Origin of the sequence: Rhodococcus jostii NBRC 16295 (genome assembly GCF_001894825.1) — a bacterium.
Classification (GTDB): domain Bacteria; phylum Actinomycetota; class Actinomycetes; order Mycobacteriales; family Mycobacteriaceae; genus Rhodococcus_F; species Rhodococcus_F jostii.
On record NZ_BCWY01000007.1, the window covers coordinates 51,230 to 70,039 of the forward strand.

The 18,810-nt window shown below is 65.0% G+C and carries 16 protein-coding genes; 7 read left to right on the plus strand and 9 right to left on the minus strand.

Annotated features, from left to right (window positions below):
- Positions 1 to 364 precede the first annotated feature (364 nt).
- The 9 genes from RJ1_RS07660 to RJ1_RS07700 all read right to left on the minus strand — a co-directional run bounded on the left by RJ1_RS07660 (position 365) and on the right by RJ1_RS07700 (position 10,531).
- Complete coding sequence (locus RJ1_RS07660; RefSeq protein WP_083400651.1) at positions 365 to 1,189, minus strand: TetR/AcrR family transcriptional regulator; 825 nt, start codon at positions 1,187 to 1,189, stop codon at positions 365 to 367.
- Between the two features lie 206 nt (positions 1,190 to 1,395).
- Positions 1,396 to 2,529, minus strand: a complete 1,134-nt coding sequence (locus tag RJ1_RS07665; protein WP_073359360.1) for a thiolase family protein — start codon at positions 2,527 to 2,529, stop codon at positions 1,396 to 1,398.
- A 44-nt stretch (positions 2,530 to 2,573) separates the two neighbouring features.
- Positions 2,574 to 4,193, minus strand: a complete 1,620-nt coding sequence (locus tag RJ1_RS07670; RefSeq protein WP_073359361.1) for an AMP-binding protein — start codon at positions 4,191 to 4,193, stop codon at positions 2,574 to 2,576.
- A gap of 19 nt (positions 4,194 to 4,212) precedes the next feature.
- Positions 4,213 to 5,310 (minus strand): acyl-CoA dehydrogenase family protein, encoded by a 1,098-nt coding sequence (locus RJ1_RS07675; protein ID WP_073359362.1) that lies wholly within the window; start codon positions 5,308 to 5,310, stop codon positions 4,213 to 4,215.
- Positions 5,307 to 6,530 (minus strand): acyl-CoA dehydrogenase family protein, encoded by a 1,224-nt coding sequence (locus RJ1_RS07680; protein WP_073359363.1) that lies wholly within the window; start codon positions 6,528 to 6,530, stop codon positions 5,307 to 5,309. The genes RJ1_RS07675 and RJ1_RS07680 overlap by 4 nt, the downstream gene beginning before the upstream one ends.
- 14 nt (positions 6,531 to 6,544) lie before the next feature.
- Complete coding sequence (locus RJ1_RS07685) at positions 6,545 to 7,393, minus strand: MaoC/PaaZ C-terminal domain-containing protein (protein ID WP_073359364.1); 849 nt, start codon at positions 7,391 to 7,393, stop codon at positions 6,545 to 6,547.
- Positions 7,390 to 8,331 carry an SDR family oxidoreductase gene (locus tag RJ1_RS07690; RefSeq protein WP_073359365.1) on the minus strand — a complete coding sequence of 314 codons (942 nt, stop codon included), beginning with the start codon at positions 8,329 to 8,331 and terminating at the stop codon, positions 7,390 to 7,392. Before RJ1_RS07690 ends, RJ1_RS07685 begins: the two co-directional genes overlap by 4 nt.
- Positions 8,331 to 9,401 carry an acyl-CoA dehydrogenase family protein gene (locus tag RJ1_RS07695; RefSeq protein ID WP_073359366.1) on the minus strand — a complete coding sequence of 357 codons (1,071 nt, stop codon included), beginning with the start codon at positions 9,399 to 9,401 and terminating at the stop codon, positions 8,331 to 8,333. Before RJ1_RS07695 ends, RJ1_RS07690 begins: the two co-directional genes overlap by 1 nt.
- Positions 9,398 to 10,531, minus strand: coding sequence for an acyl-CoA dehydrogenase family protein (locus RJ1_RS07700; RefSeq protein ID WP_073359367.1), 1,134 nt, complete (start codon positions 10,529 to 10,531; stop codon positions 9,398 to 9,400). The genes RJ1_RS07695 and RJ1_RS07700 overlap by 4 nt, the downstream gene beginning before the upstream one ends.
- 476 nt (positions 10,532 to 11,007) lie before the next feature.
- On the opposite strand from RJ1_RS07700, the gene RJ1_RS07710 reads away from it, so the two are divergent.
- From RJ1_RS07710 to RJ1_RS07740, 7 genes are all read left to right on the plus strand, one after another.
- Positions 11,008 to 11,787 carry an enoyl-CoA hydratase/isomerase family protein gene (locus RJ1_RS07710; RefSeq protein ID WP_240319927.1) on the plus strand — a complete coding sequence of 260 codons (780 nt, stop codon included), beginning with the start codon at positions 11,008 to 11,010 and terminating at the stop codon, positions 11,785 to 11,787.
- A complete protein-coding gene (locus RJ1_RS07715) occupies positions 11,784 to 12,920 on the plus strand; it encodes a CaiB/BaiF CoA transferase family protein (protein WP_073359369.1) in 1,137 nt (378 codons plus the stop codon). Before RJ1_RS07710 ends, RJ1_RS07715 begins: the two co-directional genes overlap by 4 nt.
- Before the next feature lie 107 nt (positions 12,921 to 13,027).
- Positions 13,028 to 13,933, plus strand: a complete 906-nt coding sequence (locus RJ1_RS07720; RefSeq protein ID WP_073359370.1) for a LysR family transcriptional regulator — start codon at positions 13,028 to 13,030, stop codon at positions 13,931 to 13,933.
- Between the two features lie 179 nt (positions 13,934 to 14,112).
- A complete protein-coding gene (locus tag RJ1_RS07725) occupies positions 14,113 to 15,321 on the plus strand; it encodes a CaiB/BaiF CoA transferase family protein (RefSeq protein WP_073359371.1) in 1,209 nt (402 codons plus the stop codon).
- An 86-nt stretch (positions 15,322 to 15,407) separates the two neighbouring features.
- Entirely contained in the window at positions 15,408 to 16,202 is a 795-nt protein-coding gene (locus RJ1_RS07730) for an enoyl-CoA hydratase/isomerase family protein (protein WP_073359488.1), read from the plus strand.
- Between the two features lie 44 nt (positions 16,203 to 16,246).
- Positions 16,247 to 17,548, plus strand: coding sequence for an MFS transporter (locus tag RJ1_RS07735; RefSeq protein ID WP_240319926.1), 1,302 nt, complete (start codon positions 16,247 to 16,249; stop codon positions 17,546 to 17,548).
- A 59-nt stretch (positions 17,549 to 17,607) separates the two neighbouring features.
- Positions 17,608 to 18,807, plus strand: coding sequence for an acyl-CoA dehydrogenase family protein (locus RJ1_RS07740; protein WP_073359372.1), 1,200 nt, complete (start codon positions 17,608 to 17,610; stop codon positions 18,805 to 18,807).
- Positions 18,808 to 18,810 lie beyond the last annotated feature (3 nt).

The following is an 18,810-nucleotide window of genomic DNA, read 5'->3' on the forward strand; positions in this document are numbered from 1 at the left end:
ATTCAGGACATTGCACCGATCGGTCCCCGTCGCCATTCCCGATGTCCTGGAGGATGTTCCACCGCCGGGGAGCCCGCGAGGAGGGTCGCCTCGAGATCAGCCGAACTCGACGACGAGGCCAGGCATGACAAGCGGAAGCATCCACGAACGCCGCGTGCGGCGGCATGCCCCACTGGCCAGAACAGCCAGGGATATTCAACCAATCGCCCAGTCCAGCCGTCCTATTCACGGCTCACTGTGCATAATTGGTTGCCGACCCCGGGCGGCCGGACGAGTTTCCACGATCCGCACCGTCGAATGTCATCGGATGCCGACTTGAAAAAGAAGCCGCCGGGCCAGCGCGCAGCCGCCCCGAGTGGACAGGTTACGCGGATTCCATCCACTCACCACATGGTTCGTCGCGCAGGTCGAGCACCCGCACCCAAATATCGGTAAGCACTTCGTCATCGCGATCGGGGTGGCTGCTCTTTTCACCGCCGACGAACCACCAGTAGCACTGGCTGCTCGTCATCGATACCAGGGCGGCAGCCGTACTGGTCGGGTGTATCGCCGGATCCGCGTAGCCCTGCTTCTGCCACGCCCGTATTCGCCGGGCGACCCGGTCTATGTGGCGCCTGCGGCCGACCTGCCGGAAACTCCCGGTCTCCGCGTCTATGGTCGATACCTGCTCCACCAACCCGTAGAACGCCGCGTTCTTCCGATAAACCTCGATGTACCGACGATTGGCTTCACGTAAGTCATCAACCGGGCTCACATGCGCAGGGTCCGCCCGATACGTGACCGCTTGGTCGATCTGATCGCCCATCTCGGACGTCAAGGCCTGGAACGCATCCAATTTCGACGGGAAGTAGGTGTAGAAGCTTCCCCTCGAAACATCCGCCTCTCTCACGATGTCTTCGACGTTGACGTCGATGTATCCATCCCGCTCGAAGACCCGACGAGCCGCATCGAGGATTTCTTGACGCCGTCGCTGACCGCGCGCAGTTCCCTGCCGAGAATGGGTCTCGCGGCGCTTCGCCGCGGTCCCCGCGGGCGTCCATCCCCCACGAGTCCGCGGGCCCTTACCGTTTCGGTCCCGTGCTGTCGACGGATTTCCCGTTTCCCCTGCATCATTCGAGCTGGGGACACCCTTAGACGACGGCATTGAACATCCTTTCTCCGCCGACCACCGGCACATCGCACGGGACATAATTCGACATAGTTATCGACTATACCGGGAGGCGGCCCGCAGCAGAACCAGAACACGTTCAGCCTGCAGATGCGGCGCGAACCCCTGCGATCCTCCGACAGTTGTCGGACGACGCCGATGGGGACCGCGAACGCGCAGTGCACCGTCGCCTCGGATCAGCATGTGGGGCTCATCTTCAGCGGCCGAATCGCTCTCGATCTCGGCGATCAGAGCAACTCGAGGATCGTGGCGTTGGCCATTCCCCCGGCCTCGCACATCGACTGCAACCCGTATCGGATCTCGTTGTCCCGCATGTGATGAACGAGCCGAGTCATCAGGACGGCACCGGACCCACCGAGCGGATGGCCGACGGCGATTGCGCCACCGAGCGGATTCAGCCGATCCATGGTCGCACCGGTTTCCTTCTGCCACGCGAGCGGCACGGGTGCGAACGCCTCGTTGATCTCGAACGCGCCGATGTCGTCAACGGTCAGGCCTGCCCGGCTCAACGCCTTGGCGGTGGCCGCGATCGGCGCCGTGAGCATGATCAGCGGGTCGTCGCCCAGGGCGACCGCTGTATGCACCCGGACAATCGGCTTCCAGCCCTGCTTGGCCGCGTACTCGCTGGTGGTGATGAGCAGCGCTCCTGAACCGTCCGAGATCTGCGACGAGTTGCCGGCATGGATGACACCGTCCTCTCTGAAAACCGGTTTCAGGTTGGCCAACGTCTCCAGCGACCCGTTGCGGCGGATGCCCTCGTCCTGGGAAAGCGTGTCGGTGGGGACCATCTGCCGGTCGAACGCTCCCGAGTCTGCTGCGGCCGCGGCCAGCGCATGGGAGCGGAGGGCGTACTCGTCGAGCTCGGTCCGCGACAGCGACCATTTCTCCGCCACCATCTCGGCACCGACGCCTTGGCTGAACTGGTCGACGCCGTAGCGGTGGGTGACCTCGGTCGGGTAGGACTGGCCCAGAATGGTGCCGGCCGATCCCATCGGCACGCGGGACATCGCCTCCACTCCACCGGCGACGACAACGTCGTTCTGGCCGGAGATGACGGTGGCCGCGGCGAACGACACTGCCTGCTGGCTGGACCCGCAGGCGCGGGTCACCGTGGTGCCGGGAACGGTCTCGGGCCACCGCGCCGCGAGCGCCGCGATGCGGGCGATGTTGCCCGACTGCTCCCCGACTTGGCTGACACAGCCCCAGATCACGTCGTCGACGGTCAGCGGATCCAGGCCGTTGCGCTCCGCGAGGGCGGACAGAGCGTGCGCGGAAAGACGTGCGGGGTGGAACCCGGACAATGCGCCGTTGCGCCGCCCGATCGGGGTGCGGACGGCATCGACGATAACGGCATCGCGCATGGAGTTCTCCTCAGTGACAGGGGTGGATGGGAAGGACAGGCCGGTCAGCGGCTGCTGTCGCCCGAGCTGGATTGGTTGGGCGGTCGTGTCGAATCACCGACGATTGATGCTCGCAGCTCGGCTCTACTCAATTTGCCGGTCGGCGTTCTCGGTAGGACGCGAAACTCCAGGGTGCGAGGGCATTTGAACCTTGCGAGAGTGGACTTGCAATGTTCGAGCAACTCAGATGCCAGAGCATCACTGGCATCGCAGCCGGCGGCCGGTTCGACGACTGCGTGTACGGTGGCTCCCCATTCTCGGTCGGGCACACCGATCACGCCGGCGTCCATGACGGCCGGATGAGTCAGCAGTACCGCCTCGACTTCCGCCGGATAGATGTTGACCCCGCCGGAAATGATCAGATCCGAGCGGCGGTCGGAAAGATACAGCCAGCCGTCCTCGTCGAAATAGCCGACATCACCGGCGGTGAAGAAGTCGCCCTCCCGCGCCTCTGCGGTCTTGGTCGGATCCTTGTAGTACTCGAAGGACGTGCTGTTGCGGATATAGATTCCGCCGATCTCGCCCGCGGGCAGTTCCCGTCCGTCCGCGTCGAGGATCTTGAGCTCGGCGCCCGGCCACACGCGGCCCACAGTGCCGGGATGTTCGACCCATTCCTGTGCGGTCACTGATGTACCGCCGCCCTCGGTCGCGGAGTAGTACTCGAACAGGATCGGCCCCCACCACTCGAGCATCGCCCACTTCTCGTGGACCGGGCACGGGGCAGCGGCGTGGACCACCGCCTCGAGCGAGGTTACGTCGTAGCGGGTGCGCACCTCGGCGGGCAGTGCCAGCAGTCGGTGGAACATGGTCGGCACCATGTGGGTGTCGGTCACCCGGTACTTCTCGACGACCTCGAGGAACTCCTCCGGATTCCACTTGTCGAAGAGGATCAGTGGGCGGCCCATGTGCAGGGCGCTGATCGCGAACCCGTTCGGTGCAGCATGGTAGAGCGGTGCGACGACGGCGTGCACGCCCGGACCGGGTTTGATGCCGTGCCGTCGTTCCCGACCGGGAATTGATTCTGCAACGGCGGCTTCCGGTGTCGTCTTCGGATTCTCTTTTCGTACGCCCTTGGGTCGCCCGGTGGTCCCCGAGGTGTAGAGCATGGACATCCCATGCTGTCGTGCTGCAGGATCAACGTCTCTCTCAGGAAGGCTCGAGGCATCGCGGAAGCCCGGAACCGCTGAACTGGCGAATCGACAGTGCGCCGCGAGTCCGGCGGCATCTGCAGCCGCTGTTGCGGTGCCGGCGAGGTCCGCCTCGGAGCCGGTGAACAGCGCGCGTGCGTCGCTGTCTCGGACGATATAGGTGACCTCGTCGACAGACAGATGCCAGTTGATCGCGGTCAGGTAGAGCCCGATCTGAGACGTCGCCAACTGCACTGCGACGAAAAGGGGTTCGTTCCGCATCAAGACGGCTACCGATTCGCCCGGTTGGAAACCCAGGTCCAGTAGTTCGCATGCGATCGCGTCCGCCCGACCGAGGAGATCCCCGAATGTGGTCTGCGCGCCGGCCGGGTCGACGACAGCGATTCGGTAGGGCTGTGCTCGTGCGATCTCCCAGAACCCCAGGGCCCCATCGACACGAGCAGCTGACAACTCGTCCTGGCTTTGTGTGGTGTTCACTGTGTCCTCCAACCGGTACTCAAAATCCGAGAAGTGTTGCGACGACGTTCTCGTGAGGTTCCGGGCCTCCGAGCATCTGGCCGCTCGCATGTGCGCGTTTGTAGTAGAAATGGGCATCATGCTCCCACGTGTACGCGATGCCACCGTGTAGTTGGATCATCTCGCGAGCCAGCCGGGGGTATTGCCGACTGCAGTATGCGAAGGCCGACCGGGCTGCCAGCGCAAACGCTGCGGGATCCTCGTCACCGGCCCGGCCCGCATCACGAACGAGACCCGTGGCGAGCTCAACCACCGAATACATCTCCGCGAGTCGATGTTTGACCGCCTGGAAGGAACCGATGGACCGGCCGAACTGCACGCGCACCTTCGCATACTCCACGGTCAGCTCCACACATCGGATGATCCCGCCGAGCTGCTCCGCCGCAAGTGCATGCGCAGCATGATCGATGATCCGGCTACGAGTGGATTCAGGCTCGATCGACCTCAACTGTCGCGACGGTGTGCCGTCGAAGTCGAGGCGGGCGACCGACCGTGTCGGATCGGCGCTGACGAGTTCCGTCCGGGTGAGTCCCGGCGCGGTGGTCGAGACGAGATGGAACCCGAGTTCACCGCCGGCATCGACGGTCTCGACGACGATATGGTCTGCCGTCATGCCGTCGAGGGCGAAGGGAACCGTTCCGGTCAGGCCCGCGGGACCACTACGCACACCCCTCTTCGAGGTGGAATCGTGATCGGACCAGGCGTACGTCATCCGAACGGTGCCGTCCGCGATCGAGGGCAGGAAGTCCTGACGCGCCGACTCGTCGTCGAGGGCGAGCAATGCCTGCCCGCCCAGCACGATCGAGGACAGGAAGGGGGCCACCGCAAGGCCTCGCCCGAGTTCTTCCGTCACCACGGCCGCTTCGCGTATCCCCGAGCCGGTACCGCCGTACTTGTCGGGGATGGCGATGCCGGCAAGTCCCATTTGATGTGCCATTGCCGTCCACAGGCCCTGAGGTTGGTCCACTCCGCCGCTGGCGACGAACGAGCGTACCTGCTCAATGGAACATTTGGCGGCGATTACCTTACGTACCGACGAGCGTAGTTCTTCCTGCTCATCCGTCAGAACTAGAGTCACGATCCCTCCCCTGCCTGGAAAGCACTTTCGGACCGGCCACGGTGTGTGCCGCTTCTGAGTTCCCGAAAGGCGATGTCACGGTCGACCGTCGGTTCCCTGGGCAGTCCGAGCACCCGTTCACCGATGATGTTGCGTTGGATTTCGTTGGTGCCGCCCGCGATCGCCGCGGACGGTGCGGCATTGATCGACCGGGCGATCTCGGCGGCGGTGTCGTCGCCTGTATCCCACCCGACCGCGGCGGATCCGCTCAGTCGGACCGCGAGCCCTGCTGCCCGCCGGGTGAGTTCAGCGCCGACGAGCTTGGCGATCGAACCACGTGCGCCGATGTCGACGCCCTTCTTCCGCTGCTCGTCGAGGCGAACTCCCAAGAGCTTTGCCGCACGCTCGTCGATCGACAGCCGCACCAACTCACTCCGTAGGAGCGGATGGGCGGTCTTACCGTGCTGACGCGCGAGCTTCACCAGATTGGATGCCGACAACGTATTCGACTGCTTGCGCGGTGCAGTCCCGATCGCAATCCGCTCGAATTTCAGCATCGCGACGGCCGCGTTCCATCCGTCGTCGACGGTACCGACGACCGCGTCGAGGGGCAGTCGGACGGAGTCGAAGTACACTTCGTTGAAGTACGCGCCACCCGACATGTCCTTCAACGGGCGTACGTCGACCCCGACCGCGTGCATGTCGACGACGAACATCGTGATGCCCTGGTGTTTGGGAACATCGACATTCGTCCGTGCCAGCAGTATTCCACGATCGGCGTAGTGGGCGCGGGAGGTCCACACCTTCTGCCCCGTGACCACCCAACCGGCGTCGTCCCGAGTGGCGCGGGTCTGCAGACTTGCGACGTCCGACCCCGCGCCGGGTTCCGAGAACAGCTGGCACCAGATGTCGTCACCACGAAGAATCTTCCGCAGGTTCAGCTCGCGCTGGGACGCGGTGCCGAGTTCTCTCAGGATGGGTGCGCACATCCCGATGCCAATCCCGAAGGGTTCGGCGGGCAGCCTGTAGTGTTCGGCTTCCTCGAGGTAAGCCCGTTCGTGCTCGGGGGATAGTTCCTGACCGCCGTGTTCCCTCGGCCAGGTGATCGCGACGAACCCCGCATCGTACTGCGCGGCTTGGAATACTCTTGCCGCCGCGAGATCGTGCGTGATGTCCGTTCGCGGGGCATGTGCGTGGAGCCACGCGCGTGCGCGTGCTCGAAACTCGTCGATGTTTTCCATGGCGTCGTTACTTCCTAACGGGTGGTCAGCACACCACGGTCGAGAACGGTTTCCCCGCTCGAATTGGTGGTTCGGAACAGGTGCGTCTTGCCGTCGCTCCACACCGACACGGTGAGGCGCTCGCCGGGCAGGACCGGCTTGCTGAATCTGCCGTCGATCGACGCCAGCTGGTCTGCAGCTACGCCGATCGCACGGAGCACCACTCGGGCGCTGACCCCGAAGGTACAGAGGCCGTGCAGAATCGGTGCGGTGAAACCACCTCGGGCGGCGAATGCAGGATCCGAGTGCAGCGGATTGCGGTCGCCCGACAAGCGGTAGAGGAGCGCCTGGTCGCTCCGTGTGGCCGCCGAGACGACCTGATCCGGCTCCCCTTCCGGCACCGACCAGCCGGCCGCTGGATCCTGCGGGCCTCCGAAACCGCCGGCACCGCGGATGAAGATCGCGCCCTCCGTGGTGAAGATCTTCTCGCCCGTCTCCAAGTCGACCGCCTCGGCGCTCGTCCTCACGAGGGCTCCCGAGCCCTTGTCGTAGATTCCCGTCACCGTATTGGTCAGGCTCGCCTTCCCCTCGACGGGAAGCGGCCGGTGCATGATGAGCCCCTGTCCGGCATGGACGACCTTGGTGCGATCGACGTCGCCGATATCGACTTTCAGACCGGGCGCCCGCTGCGCGAGCACGATTGCGTAGGTAGGCAGAACCTGCTGCGGTACGCCCTCGGTGTTCTCCGTGGTGAATTCGAGCTCTTGTGCCGAGTCATCCTGTCCGGCTCCGACTCCGAGCGCATACAGCAACGCGTCGAAGGATGTCCAGCTCACGGTGTCGGGGCCGGCGCTGCGGCCGACTGCCTGCAGATCCAGAGTCACGACGCCGCCACCGCATGCTTGGGCCGACCATCCGTACCGGCGTTCGGGCGAGCCTGGGAGACCAGGTCGGGGATGATGGCGTCGAGCTCTTCGACACGCCAGCGACGGTCCACCTCGACCGTCGGGCCGCTGACCCATCCCTCGGCGACCGTGATCTTCCCTCCGCGCAGACCGAACACGCGGCCGGTGATGTCCCGCGCTGCCGGGCCGGCGAGCCAGACCACCGCCGGGGCGATATTGTCGGGATCGAAAGCGTCGAAGTCGCTTTCGATCGTGTCGAACTTCGCCTTGATCTTGCTGAACACGTCCTCGGTCAGACGGCTGAGGGCGGTCGGGTAGATCGCATTGACCGTCACTCCGTAGCGGGCGACCTCCTGGGCGGTGATCACGGTGAATGCGGCGATTCCCGCCTTGGCCGCGCCGTAGTTGGCTTGGCCCGGGTTGCAGTACAGCCCCGAGGAGGAGGACGTGTTGATCACGCGTGCATCGACGGGATTGCCTGCCTTGTGCTGCTCGCGCCAGTACTGCACCGCGTAGTGCGTAGGGCCGAAGGTTCCTCGAAGGTGTACGCGAATGACCGAATCCCACTCCTGGAAAGACATGTTGGCGACGGTGCGGTCGCGCAGGATGCCGGCGTTGTTGACGAGAACGTCGAGCCCGCCGAAGGTGGTGATCGCGGTATCGATGAGGTTGCGCGCGCCCTGTTCGTCGGCGACGTCATCGGTGTTGGCGACCGCTTCACCCCCTGCCGCGACGATCTCGGCGACGACGTCGTCGGCCGGTCCGCCGCTGCCCGAACCCGAACCGTCCGCGGGACCTCCGAGGTCGTTCACCACGACCTTGGCTCCGTGTCGCGCGAATTCGAGCGCATAACCCCGCCCGATTCCTCGGCCGGCGCCCGTGATGACGACGACTTTGCCGTCCAAAATTCCGTTCATCAGTCTTGTCCTTCGATCGTAGTTGCGGTGATCAGGTTCCACAGGCCATCGGAGCCCCGATGGGAGATGTTCGTTCCGAGACGCCGGGCCCATGCGGTCTCGGCGCCGAACTCGTCGCGCCACGACCACAGGCGGCGGGTGAACCAGTGCAGGTGGCATTCCCGCGTGGTGCCCATTGCACCGTGTATCTGGTGCGCGTTCGCCGCGCCCTGAGTGGCGGCTTCGCCGGCGATGATCTTCGCGATCATCGCGTCTTCGAGCCGATGGGAGACCACTGCGACCTCGGCGGCCATGCGCGCCTGTGCCACAGATTCACCGAGGAGAGTGATCAACTGTCCGACTGCTTGAAACCGGGCGATAGGCCGGCCGAACTGGTGGCGCTCTTTCGCGTGCCGGACCGTGAGTTCGAGGGTCCTCTCGAGTGCCCCGGCGATCTGCAGGGCGCGGACCGCTGCTCCACGGGCACGCCACGTCTCGGCGTCGAGGCTGATCCGGGATGCCAGGATCGCGGTGCCGACCCGCACGTCGCGCATGATCACGGTGTCGCGTGGCTCGCCGGCCAGGTTGCGTCCGGCCGCGATCTCGACCTCTGCGGTGGGGACCGCCGCAAGGACCGGCCCGTCAGCGCTCTCGGCGAGAACGACGATCTGCGCCGAAATCCGCGCCCACGCCACCGCGGTCGCCCGCCCGTTGAGCGTCCACTCGGCCGACGCCCTTTCGGCATGAATTTCCCCGGGCTCCGGAGCCACCGAGACGGGACCCTCCGGCAGCGGCAACCCCGCCGACGCCAGGACGGGACCGGCGATGAGCAGCGCCTCGGCCAGGGGTACCGGGGCAGCCGAATAGGCTGCGAGCCGCACGAGTTCGGCAGCCTCGATCACCGACCCGCCGCTCCCGCCGCCCGATTCGTCGACGCCGACCCTCGTGAGCCCGCTGTCGGACAAAGTGGTCCACAGAGCCTCCGACCAGCCCGCCTTCTCGGCTTCACCCAGTTTTTCAGGGCTGCAGTGCTCCGCGAAAATGCGGAGCGCAGTCTCGGTCAGGATCGGGTCGATCGTTGCGGCGATCATCGGATGAGCTCCTTGGCGGCGGCACCGCGGAGGATCTCCGTGGTCCCACCTCGAATGGTCAGGGCGGGTAGCGAAAAGATCGCGTCGGCGAGGATTCCCGCTTCGGTCTCCGGTGCATCGATATCGGGCGAGATTCCCGCCAGGTCGCGTACGGTTTCGGCGACCTGCTTCTCGAAAACGGTGCCGAGGTCTTTGACGAGCGCCGCCTCCGCAGCGGGGGCCCCGCCCTCATCGATCATCCGAGCAACGGAGAGCGAGAGATTGTGCAGAGTCCGGTATCGTGCCGCGATGCGGCCCACCGCGTTGGTCACTGCGTCCGAGGTCGTGTCGGCATTGCTGCCGAGGAAGGCGCGGAACAACCCATAGGTGGACAGCCATCGGTCAGGGCCGGAACGTTCGTACGCAAGTTCGGAGTTGACCTGACGCCACCCTTGACCCTCCTCGCCGAGGAGCAGATCGTCGGGGACGAAGACCTGGTCGAATACCACCTCGTTGAAGTGGTGCGCTCCGTTCATGCTGATGATCGGGTTGACGGCGACACCGGGACTGGTGAGGTCGACGATCAGCTGGCTCATGCCCTCGTGTCGGTTCTCGCCGAGCGGCGACGTCCGGCACAGCACGAGGACGAAGTCCGCCTCGTGTGCGCCCGAGGTCCACACCTTCGTGCCGGTGAGCAGCCATCCCCCGTCGGTGCGGGTGGCGGCGGTCCTGATCGAGGCGAGATCGGATCCCGAGTCCGGCTCGCTCATCCCGATGCAGAAAGTACACTCCGCCTTGGCGATCCGGGGAAGAAAGCATCGCTTCTGCGCGTCGGTACCGAACTTCAGGATGCTGGGCGCGGTCTGCCGGTCGGCGATCCAATGCGCCGACACCGGGGCACCCGCTGCAAGCAGTTCGGTCACCACGACGAAACGATCCACTGCGGTCCGGCCGTGCCCGCCGAACTCAGTGGGGATCGACATCCCGACCCATCCCCGGTCGGCCAGTCTGCGACTGAACTCCCGATCCGAGCCGCCGCCGAAGTTCGTGCTTCCGCTCCCGATGCGGCTCCGCTCGTCGTGCAGGAACTCGCGCACGCTCGCTCGTAGAGATCGCTCGTCCGGGGTGAGGACGGTGGGTGGGAAATGCATCAGTTCTCCAGTTCTTCAGTACTCGAGATGCCGAGTCGGATGAATGCAGCACCACTGCCTTCATGCCGGATCTGCCTTCATGCCGGATCGAGGTCGCCAGGGTGGTGTCAGTCGCCGCAACCCGTAAGTCGACATCCTTGTCGAATGCCTGGACAGTACATCCGGCCCGACGGTTGGGCAAGACTCACTCGCGCATCCGCGCCACCGAATTTTCGGTATCGACATTAATGTCGAGTTAAGGTAGGGTGGCGCCTGACGCTGCCACGAGACACTTCAGTTTCGCCGCCCTTCGAGCACGTAGGTGGGCCACTCGGCGACGCAGCCGTCTGACGAGCACGCGGCTGCACCGGCCGGCGCCGAACACGCCTTGTCGACGTCGGCCCCGGTTCCGATGCGAGCGACACTGCCGGCGGATCGGAGCGCGGCAGTCTCGATCACGTTCACGAAGTCATCTACCCCCAGAAGGAGCCACAATCGTGGTCCACCCAATACCTGACCTGGTCGATGTGTCGGTCGAGGTCGGCGACGACCACGTCGCCGTCGTCGAGTTCGACCGTCCACCCAGCAACTTCTTCGACCTGTCCTTACTGACTCGCCTGGCCGAGGCGTGCGAGGGCCTGGCCGACGACGGCGACACTCGAGCGATCGTGCTGTGCAGCAAAGGCCGAACCTTCTGCGCGGGAGCTGATTTCACCAGTTCGCCCGACGACCGTGACCCGGGCGCGGTATACGAGCAGGCGCTCAGACTGTTCCGGCAGCCCCTCCCCATGGTCGCCGCGGTACAGGGCGCCGCCATCGGAGGCGGACTGGGACTGGTCCTGGCCGCAGACTTTCGGATTGCGTCACCGGAGGCCCGCTTCGCAGCGAACTTCGCCCAAATCGGCATCCACCACGGCTTCGGGCTGTCCGTGACATTGCCCCGAGTGGTCGGGCAGCAGGTCGCCATGGACCTGCTCTTCACAGGACGCAGGATCAATGCCGCGGAGGCCCACTCCGCCGGGTTGGTCGACACCGTGATCGACCCGGACGGCAACCTCCGCGACGAGGCGCGCGCGTTCGCGGCTCGGATAGCGACGTCCGCACCGCTCGCGGTCCGAGCTATCCGGCAGACACTTCGCGGAGACCTCGCGGAGCAGTTCGCCGCCGCGACGGCGCACGAGCAGGAGGAACAGCAAAAACTGTTCCACACCGACGATTTTCGTGAGGGCGTCGCCGCAGTAGCGGCGCGCCGGCCCGGGAGGTTCACCGGACGATGACCAACAACTTCTCACGCCCGACTGGTCCTCTCGCATCCTCCGGACCACTAGCAGGTGTCCGGATCCTGGAGATCGCGGGAGTCGGACCTGTACCGCATGCCGCGATGCTGCTCGCCGACATGGGCGCCGACGTCGTACAGATCGGGCGGCACGGCAGCACTGCAGAACTTCACGGTGGTTACAAACAACACGTCGCGCGCGGACGCACCATCATCGAGACAGACCTGAAGGACCCCACCGAGGTTGCGCACGTACTCACACTGGTGGAGAAGGCAGATGTCCTGATCGAAGGATTCCGGCCGGGCGTCGCCGAACGCTTGGGGCTCGGCCCCGACGAGTGCGCCACCAGGAACCCCGGCCTGATCTACGCACGCATGACGGGATGGGGTCAGGCCGGACCCGCCGCCAAGCGTGGCGGGCACGACATCAACTACCTTGCCATGACCGGCCATTTGCATGCGATGGCCCGCAACGGCGAGCGCCCACAGGCACCGCTCAACCTGGTCGGGGACTTCGGTGGCGGATCCATGTTTCTCGTCGTCGGAATTCTTGCAGCGCTGTTCGAACGCGTCCATTCCGCCACAGGGCAGACCATCGACGCCGCAATGGTCGACGGGGCAAGCGTCCTGGGCCACATGATCTGGGCCCTACGCGGCGCCGGACAGTGGAACGACACACCGGGCACCAACATGCTGGACGGCGGCTACCCGTTCTACGACACCTACGAAACCTCGGACGGCCGATACATGGCCGTGGGAGCGCTGGAGCCACAGTTCTTCGCCGAACTCGTACAGGGTCTCGGGCTCGACCCGACTGTCGTCCCGGGTCGGTTCGAGACGGAGCGTTGGGATGAAATGCGCGAGATCTTCACGACGACATTCATGACCAGAACACGTGACGAGTGGGCTCGCATCTTCGAACCCCTCGATGCATGTGTGTCTCCCGTCCTCGACTACGACGAAGCCACTGACGACCAGCACCTCATCGCACGGGGAACGTTGATCGAGTTGAACGGCATCACCCAACCGGCGCCTGCGCCACGCTTCTCCCGCACGCCATCGCCCGTGCCACGTTTCGGGTCGCCACAGAGGCGCGCATTCAGCGATGTCTGGATCGAACCAGTTCGGGACTGACAACCGGGTTGTCGCGTTCCATCCACACGTACCAACGGTGTCGAACTGGGGGTTGATCAAGCGGGAGACCGGACCCATATGAATGAACGCCTATATAGTCCACGACTATGGACAAGCGGTTTCTCGTGCACTTCCTCGCGGTGGTCGATGAGGGCTCGATATCGGCGGCGGCACGGCGGCTACAGCTGAGCCAACCGTCGGTGTCGAACACGATTCAAGAACTGGAGAACGAACTCGGGTGCAAGCTCTTCACCCGGGGTCGCGGGATGAGCCTGACTGCCGGTGGGCGGGCACTCGTCGGGCCCGCCCGCGCGGCACTGCGGGCTCTCGATGCGGCCCGGTGGGCCATCGAAGAGATCTCCGAACTGCAGTCCGGTGAGTTGGAGATCGGGTGTGTGGTCAACCGCGCGATCGACCCCCTCTCCGGGCTGATTGCCCGTTATCGGGAGCGGCACCCGGGAATCAATATTCGCGTCCGGACGGTCCCGATCGGGCTTCGCGGGTTCGACGATCTTGCGCGCGGAAACATCGAGTTGCTATTGAACGAAACTCCCCCAGCTGCTACTGGATTTCAGATGCTGTCGCTGGGCGAGTGCGAGGTGCTGGCCGTCCTGCCGCCCGGTTCTCGATTTCCGGACCGTCCATTCCGATTGGAGGACTTGATCGGCCGGGACTGGATTTCCGGCCCGTTCCCCGGGACCGCCGGCCGCTCGCACCTCAACGGACTGCTCGCTGCGCGAGGACTCCCATACATCGATTCGGTTGTCGAGACCGCCCATCGACAGATGGTCCTTCCCCTGATCCTCGCCGGGGTCGGAGGGGGAATCCTGCCGTCGGGCGAGGCTGAACTAGCAGAGCGTTTGGGGGCGGTGGTCCGAAGCTTCGACGCCAACCTCCCGACCGGTCATGCGATCTACTACCGATCCGACGACCCCTCACCGGCAGCCCAGGCGTTCCTCGCAGTCGCGCGAGAGTCTCGGGAATCCACAACGGTGCGCGAATCAGAAATATAGCCACAAACTAGGGTATGCATAGTCAATATTAGTCTAGATATACATCACATCCGATCGTATGGTCGTAGGACCGGGGCCGCGATGGCATCAACCGCCGCATTGCACGCCTCACTTCGGTACACCGCCACCGGGCAGGTGCACCGCCTCCTTCGCACCTCTTCACGAGATCGGACCACACCATGAAGCACAGCCCGCTCCAGGGGATCCGCGTAGTCGACTTCGGCCAGTTCGTCGCAGCCCCGGGCGCTTCGCAGGCCCTCGCCGAACTCGGTGCCGATGTGATCAAAGTTGAGCCACCCGAGGGTGATTGGGTGAGATCCGGCACTTCGCTCGGGGACGCGATTCTCCGCTCCTACAACCGCGGCAAACGCTCGATCGCCCTGAACCTGAAGGACCCCCGCGGACTCGAGGTGGCTGAACGGCTGATCACCGACGCCGACGTCGTCATCCAGAACATGCGTCCGGGCGCGATGGCGGCGCTGGGCCTCGGACCTGACCGAGTTCGGGAACTGAACCCACGAGCGATCTACGCCACGGTAAGCGGGTTCGGACTGCACGGACCATCCCGAAACCGGCCCGGACTCGATATCGCAGCCCAGGCCGAAAGCGGCCTGATGGCCATCACGGGAGAAATGGGCGGCGCCCCGCTTCGAGTAGGTACCACCATCATCGACGCCGCGACCGCTCACGTTCTCACCGAGGCCATTCTCGCGGCACTACTCGATCGGGAACGATTCGGTCGGATCGCCCCGATCGAGGTCTCCCTGCTCGAGGTCGCCGTGCACCTGCAGTCCACCGAGTGGACTTCCTACGACCTCACCGGCGTCGCCCCGCAACGCCGCGGAAACGGACAACCCGGGGTCGCACCGGCCGCAGACCTGATCGCAACCACAGACGGCTACATCGTGGTCTCCGGGTACTCCGCGCAACACTGGCCGCGCCTGTGCGACGTGCTCGGCCGACCGGACCTGGCCACCGATCCGCGATTTGCCGACAACGAGGCGCGCGTGGCAAACCGGGACGAGCTCCTCGTCGCCCTGTCCGACGCCCTCGGTGACCGCACCAGCGAACAGTGTGTACAACTGCTCGCCGGCAACGGCGTCGTGGTCGGCGCCGTACGCAGTTACGACCAGGTTCGCAGTGCCGGTGACGTCGCCGCAGGCGAGCTCTTCACCCGCGGCGAATGCCCGGACGGCGGCCTGTTCGACGTGGTCCGGATGCCCTATCGGCTGGGCGCACAGCACGACCGTGCTGTGCGGCGGGTGCCGAGACTCGGTGAACACTCCGCCGAGATCGCCGCCGAGATCGGCTACACCGAGCCCGAATTGGCCGCACTCCTCGCCGCCGGGATCGTACGGACCGAGGATGATGCCGCGCTCGCCGGGTGATCGGTCGGGTCACCGGCGACGCCATCCGCGACACCACGGGCTACACCCGGAACACGCTACTTCGACACAACATTCGAGGAGACACCATGGCCAATCGAGTCACGACCAGGATCGAGGGGGCAACGGCAACGATCGAGTTCGACAACCCTGATCGTCGCAACGCCCTGTCCTTCGACTTGCTCCACGATCTCGGGGCGGCCCTGAGCGGGTTGTCGTCTTCCTCCCATGTTCGGGTTGTGATCCTGACCGGTCGAGGGTCAGACTTCTGCGTGGGCACGGATCTCGCAGCGCCTCGCGAAACGAAAACTGTTCGCGGAGAATCGGTCGCCGATGACACCGAGCGTTTCCGGCAGATCAACACGATGCTGAACCACTTCCACCAGATGCCCCAAGTCACGATCGCGGCAATCGACGGCGGGTGCGCCGGCGCCGGCTTGTCGCTCGCTCTCGCCGCAGACCTTCGGATTGCCTCCGAGCGAGCGGTTTTCAACACTGCCTTCCTCACCGCAGGGCTTCCGGGCGATCTGGGCGGCATCTGGTTCATGAGCAGGTTGCTCGGCGGTGCACTCGCGCGAGAGCTATACCTCATGCCTCGGAAGGTCTCCGCCTCCGAGGCGCTCGGTCTGGGACTCGTCGGTTCCGTCGTACCGGCAGCCGACTTGCAGGCGACAGCGCAAGATACCGCGCGACGCTTGGCAGCCGCAGCCCCACTCGCGTTGCGATCGATGAAGCAGAACCTTCTCCAGTCGTCTACGACGGCCCTCGGCGACTACCTCGCCGCGGAAGCGGAGCGCCTCGTGCAGTGCGCCCGATCCGATGACGTGCAGGAAGCAGCCGCAGCCTTCCTCGAAAAGCGTCCGCCGGTCTTCACCGGCCGCTGATCCCTGCGCCGACCCCATTCCTCATCCACATTCGGAGTACCACTATGACCACTACCGCAGTGCGGTCCACCGAGACGCATCCGGTCTCGAGACGTGCCTGGCTGATCACCATTCTCTTGTTCTTGTTCATGCTGCTCAACTTCGCCGATAAAGCGGTACTCGGGTTTGCCGGGGTACATATTCAGCGGGATCTGGGCATCACTCCGCAACAGTTCGGCCTCCTGCAGAGCGCCTTCTTCTGGTTGTTCGCCGTCGGTGCCATCCTGCTCGGAGCGCTGTCCACGCGTGTCAGCCTGCGTTGGCTGCTCGCAGGGCTGATGTTGGTGTGGGTTGTCACGATGGTTCCTCTCCTCGGCCCGGTGGGTTTCGGTGTTCTCCTCGCGTGCCGAATCATTCTCGGGTTTGCGGAAGGCCCCGCCGCCGCGCTCGCTACGCACTGCGTCCAATCCTGGTTTCCCGCCCACAAACGGGCATTGCCCCTCGGCATCACGACGTCCGGCGCCGCGATCGGACCGTTGCTCGCAGCTCCGATCATGACGTGGGTCATCGCGACCTGGTCCTGGCATGCCGCCTTCGGGGTGCTCATCGTCGCCGGCGGATTGTGGGCCGTCGTGTGGTTGATCTTCGGCAGGAACGCGCCATCCGACGTTCTCCGGGAGTCGAGTTCCGACAACAGTCCGTTGGCCGAGAGCTCGCTCCGCACAGTGCTGACCACGGGAACGGTCGTCGGTGTCGCTCTGTTGTTGTTCTTCTCGTACTGGTCGACCACGCTGAAGGTCGCGTGGCTCCCCGTCTATCTCTCCGATGGACTGGGATACGACACGCTCACAACCGGTCGCCTGATCATGATTCCGTATGCCGTCGCCGCTGTCGCATCGATGGCAGTGGGGTGGTTGTCGAATCGGCTTGTGTCACGAGGCACGTCCCGGCGGGTGGCCCGGGGCTATCTGGCCGGCGGCCTGATCGTCCTTTCGGGCCTGTCGATGGCCGGCTTCACCGCACTGCCGACGGGCTGGCTTCAAATGGCCCTGATCACCGTCTCATTCTCGGCGAACACTGCGGCGTATGTGGTCGCGTTTGCGGCAATCGGCGACGTCGTGCATCCACGCAAGCGCGGGATGGTCCTGGGATGCATCGTTGCGTTCTACAGCATGGCGGGTGTCATCGCGCCGCTGCTTCTCGGCTACTTCGTCGGAAATGCGGCAGACAGGATCTCCGGGTACGAACAGGGCTTCCTGATCACCGGTCTGCTGATGGCCGTCGGCGGTGCCGCCGCAACGTTCCTAGTGCGTCCCGACCGGGATGCCGCGAGGTTCGCGGTACACGCTGAGCAGGCGGCACGATGAGCGCACCCTCACCGGGACAGCCGGATTCGGGCGACATATCAACCAACACGGAACTGGATATGAATACGACACACGCAGCCACTGACTTCCGCAACCGAGTGAACACCTTTTTCACCTGCGAAGTTCCACCTATTCTCGAGCAGCACACCGAATTCCGCCCGCGCGGTTCCGCCTATCGGCGCGCGTTGTTCGACGCCGGTCTAGCTGGACTGAACATCCCTCGAATCTACGGCGGCCAGGGCATGCCGGACGAGTTCGAGTCCGCATTCGCAGAACTGAGCGTCGAGAGCACTCCGCCGGAGGACAAGATCCACCATGTGGGCGAACACCTCATCTTGCCCATTCTCATCGAGTTCGGAGAACACGACCTGGCCGCCGAGTTCGGCTCCGCACTGCTTTCGGGAACCCAGATCGGGTGTCAACTGTTCTCCGAACCGGACGCCGGCTCGGACCTTCCCGGGGTACGCACTCGAGCTGTATCCGATGGCGACGATCGTTGGATCGTCTCCGGGCAGAAGGTCTGGACATCCTATGCGCAGTACGCCGATGTCGGAATCTTGCTCGCACGAACGGACCCCGAAGCGCCGAAACACAAGGGGCTGAGTATGTTCGTCCTCGACATGCACGCTCCCGGCGTCGAGGTTCGGCCATTGCGGCAGATGACCGGAGACAGCGAGTTCAACGAGGTCTTCCTGGACGAGGTCCACATACCCGGCCACCGCATGATCGGCGCACCCGGTGACGGGTGGAAGATCGCGACATCGGTGCTCGGACGCGAGCGACGCTCGGTCAGCCGTTCCGGCAGCGCGTCCTCGCGCCGGCCACTACCCGTCGACACACTCGTGCGATTGGCCGAGTGCAACGGCCGCCTCGGCGAGTCGGCCGTCCAACAGGACCTCCTCGAAGCGTGGATGGGCGAGCGGGCCGCAGCGCTGATCAGCAGCAGGATCAGCGCCCGGACCCTGGCCGGCCACCTGCCCGGACCGGAGACCTCGCTGGGTAAGCTGCACCGCACCAGGAACGGCCAGCGCAACGCGCGCGTCGCCGCAGATCTCGCGTTCACCGCCGGCGCGAGCTGGGACCCGTCGGACGCTGCCACTACCGCGCTGGCTCGTGAAATCCTCGACGCGCCCGGTCTCGGAATCGGAGGCGGAACCGATGAGATCCAACGCAACACGATCGGCGAGCGAATCCTCGGACTGCCCCGCGAACCCTCCCCGGAACGCGGCACACCGTTCAATCGCCTGAAGAACTCCTAGCCC

Bases quoted from the DNA above. Each gene is read 5' to 3' on its own strand.
- RJ1_RS07725 (WP_073359371.1), top strand. From the start codon at position 14,113: ATGAAGCACAGCCCGCTCCAGGGGATCCGCGTAGTCGACTTCGGCCAG.
- RJ1_RS07660 (WP_083400651.1), bottom strand. From the start codon at position 1,189: ATGTCCCGTGCGATGTGCCGGTGGTCGGCGGAGAAAGGATGTTCAATG.
- RJ1_RS07730 (WP_073359488.1), top strand. From the start codon at position 15,408: ATGGCCAATCGAGTCACGACCAGGATCGAGGGGGCAACGGCAACGATC.
- RJ1_RS07720 (WP_073359370.1), top strand. From the start codon at position 13,028: ATGGACAAGCGGTTTCTCGTGCACTTCCTCGCGGTGGTCGATGAGGGC.
- RJ1_RS07690 (WP_073359365.1), bottom strand. From the start codon at position 8,331: ATGAACGGAATTTTGGACGGCAAAGTCGTCGTCATCACGGGCGCCGGC.
- RJ1_RS07715 (WP_073359369.1), top strand. From the start codon at position 11,784: ATGACCAACAACTTCTCACGCCCGACTGGTCCTCTCGCATCCTCCGGA.
- RJ1_RS07695 (WP_073359366.1), bottom strand. From the start codon at position 9,401: ATGATCGCCGCAACGATCGACCCGATCCTGACCGAGACTGCGCTCCGC.
- RJ1_RS07680 (WP_073359363.1), bottom strand. From the start codon at position 6,530: ATGGAAAACATCGACGAGTTTCGAGCACGCGCACGCGCGTGGCTCCAC.
- RJ1_RS07735 (WP_240319926.1), top strand. From the start codon at position 16,247: ATGACCACTACCGCAGTGCGGTCCACCGAGACGCATCCGGTCTCGAGA.
- RJ1_RS07740 (WP_073359372.1), top strand. From the start codon at position 17,608: ATGAATACGACACACGCAGCCACTGACTTCCGCAACCGAGTGAACACC.
- RJ1_RS07665 (WP_073359360.1), bottom strand. From the start codon at position 2,529: ATGCGCGATGCCGTTATCGTCGATGCCGTCCGCACCCCGATCGGGCGG.
- RJ1_RS07700 (WP_073359367.1), bottom strand. From the start codon at position 10,531: ATGCATTTCCCACCCACCGTCCTCACCCCGGACGAGCGATCTCTACGA.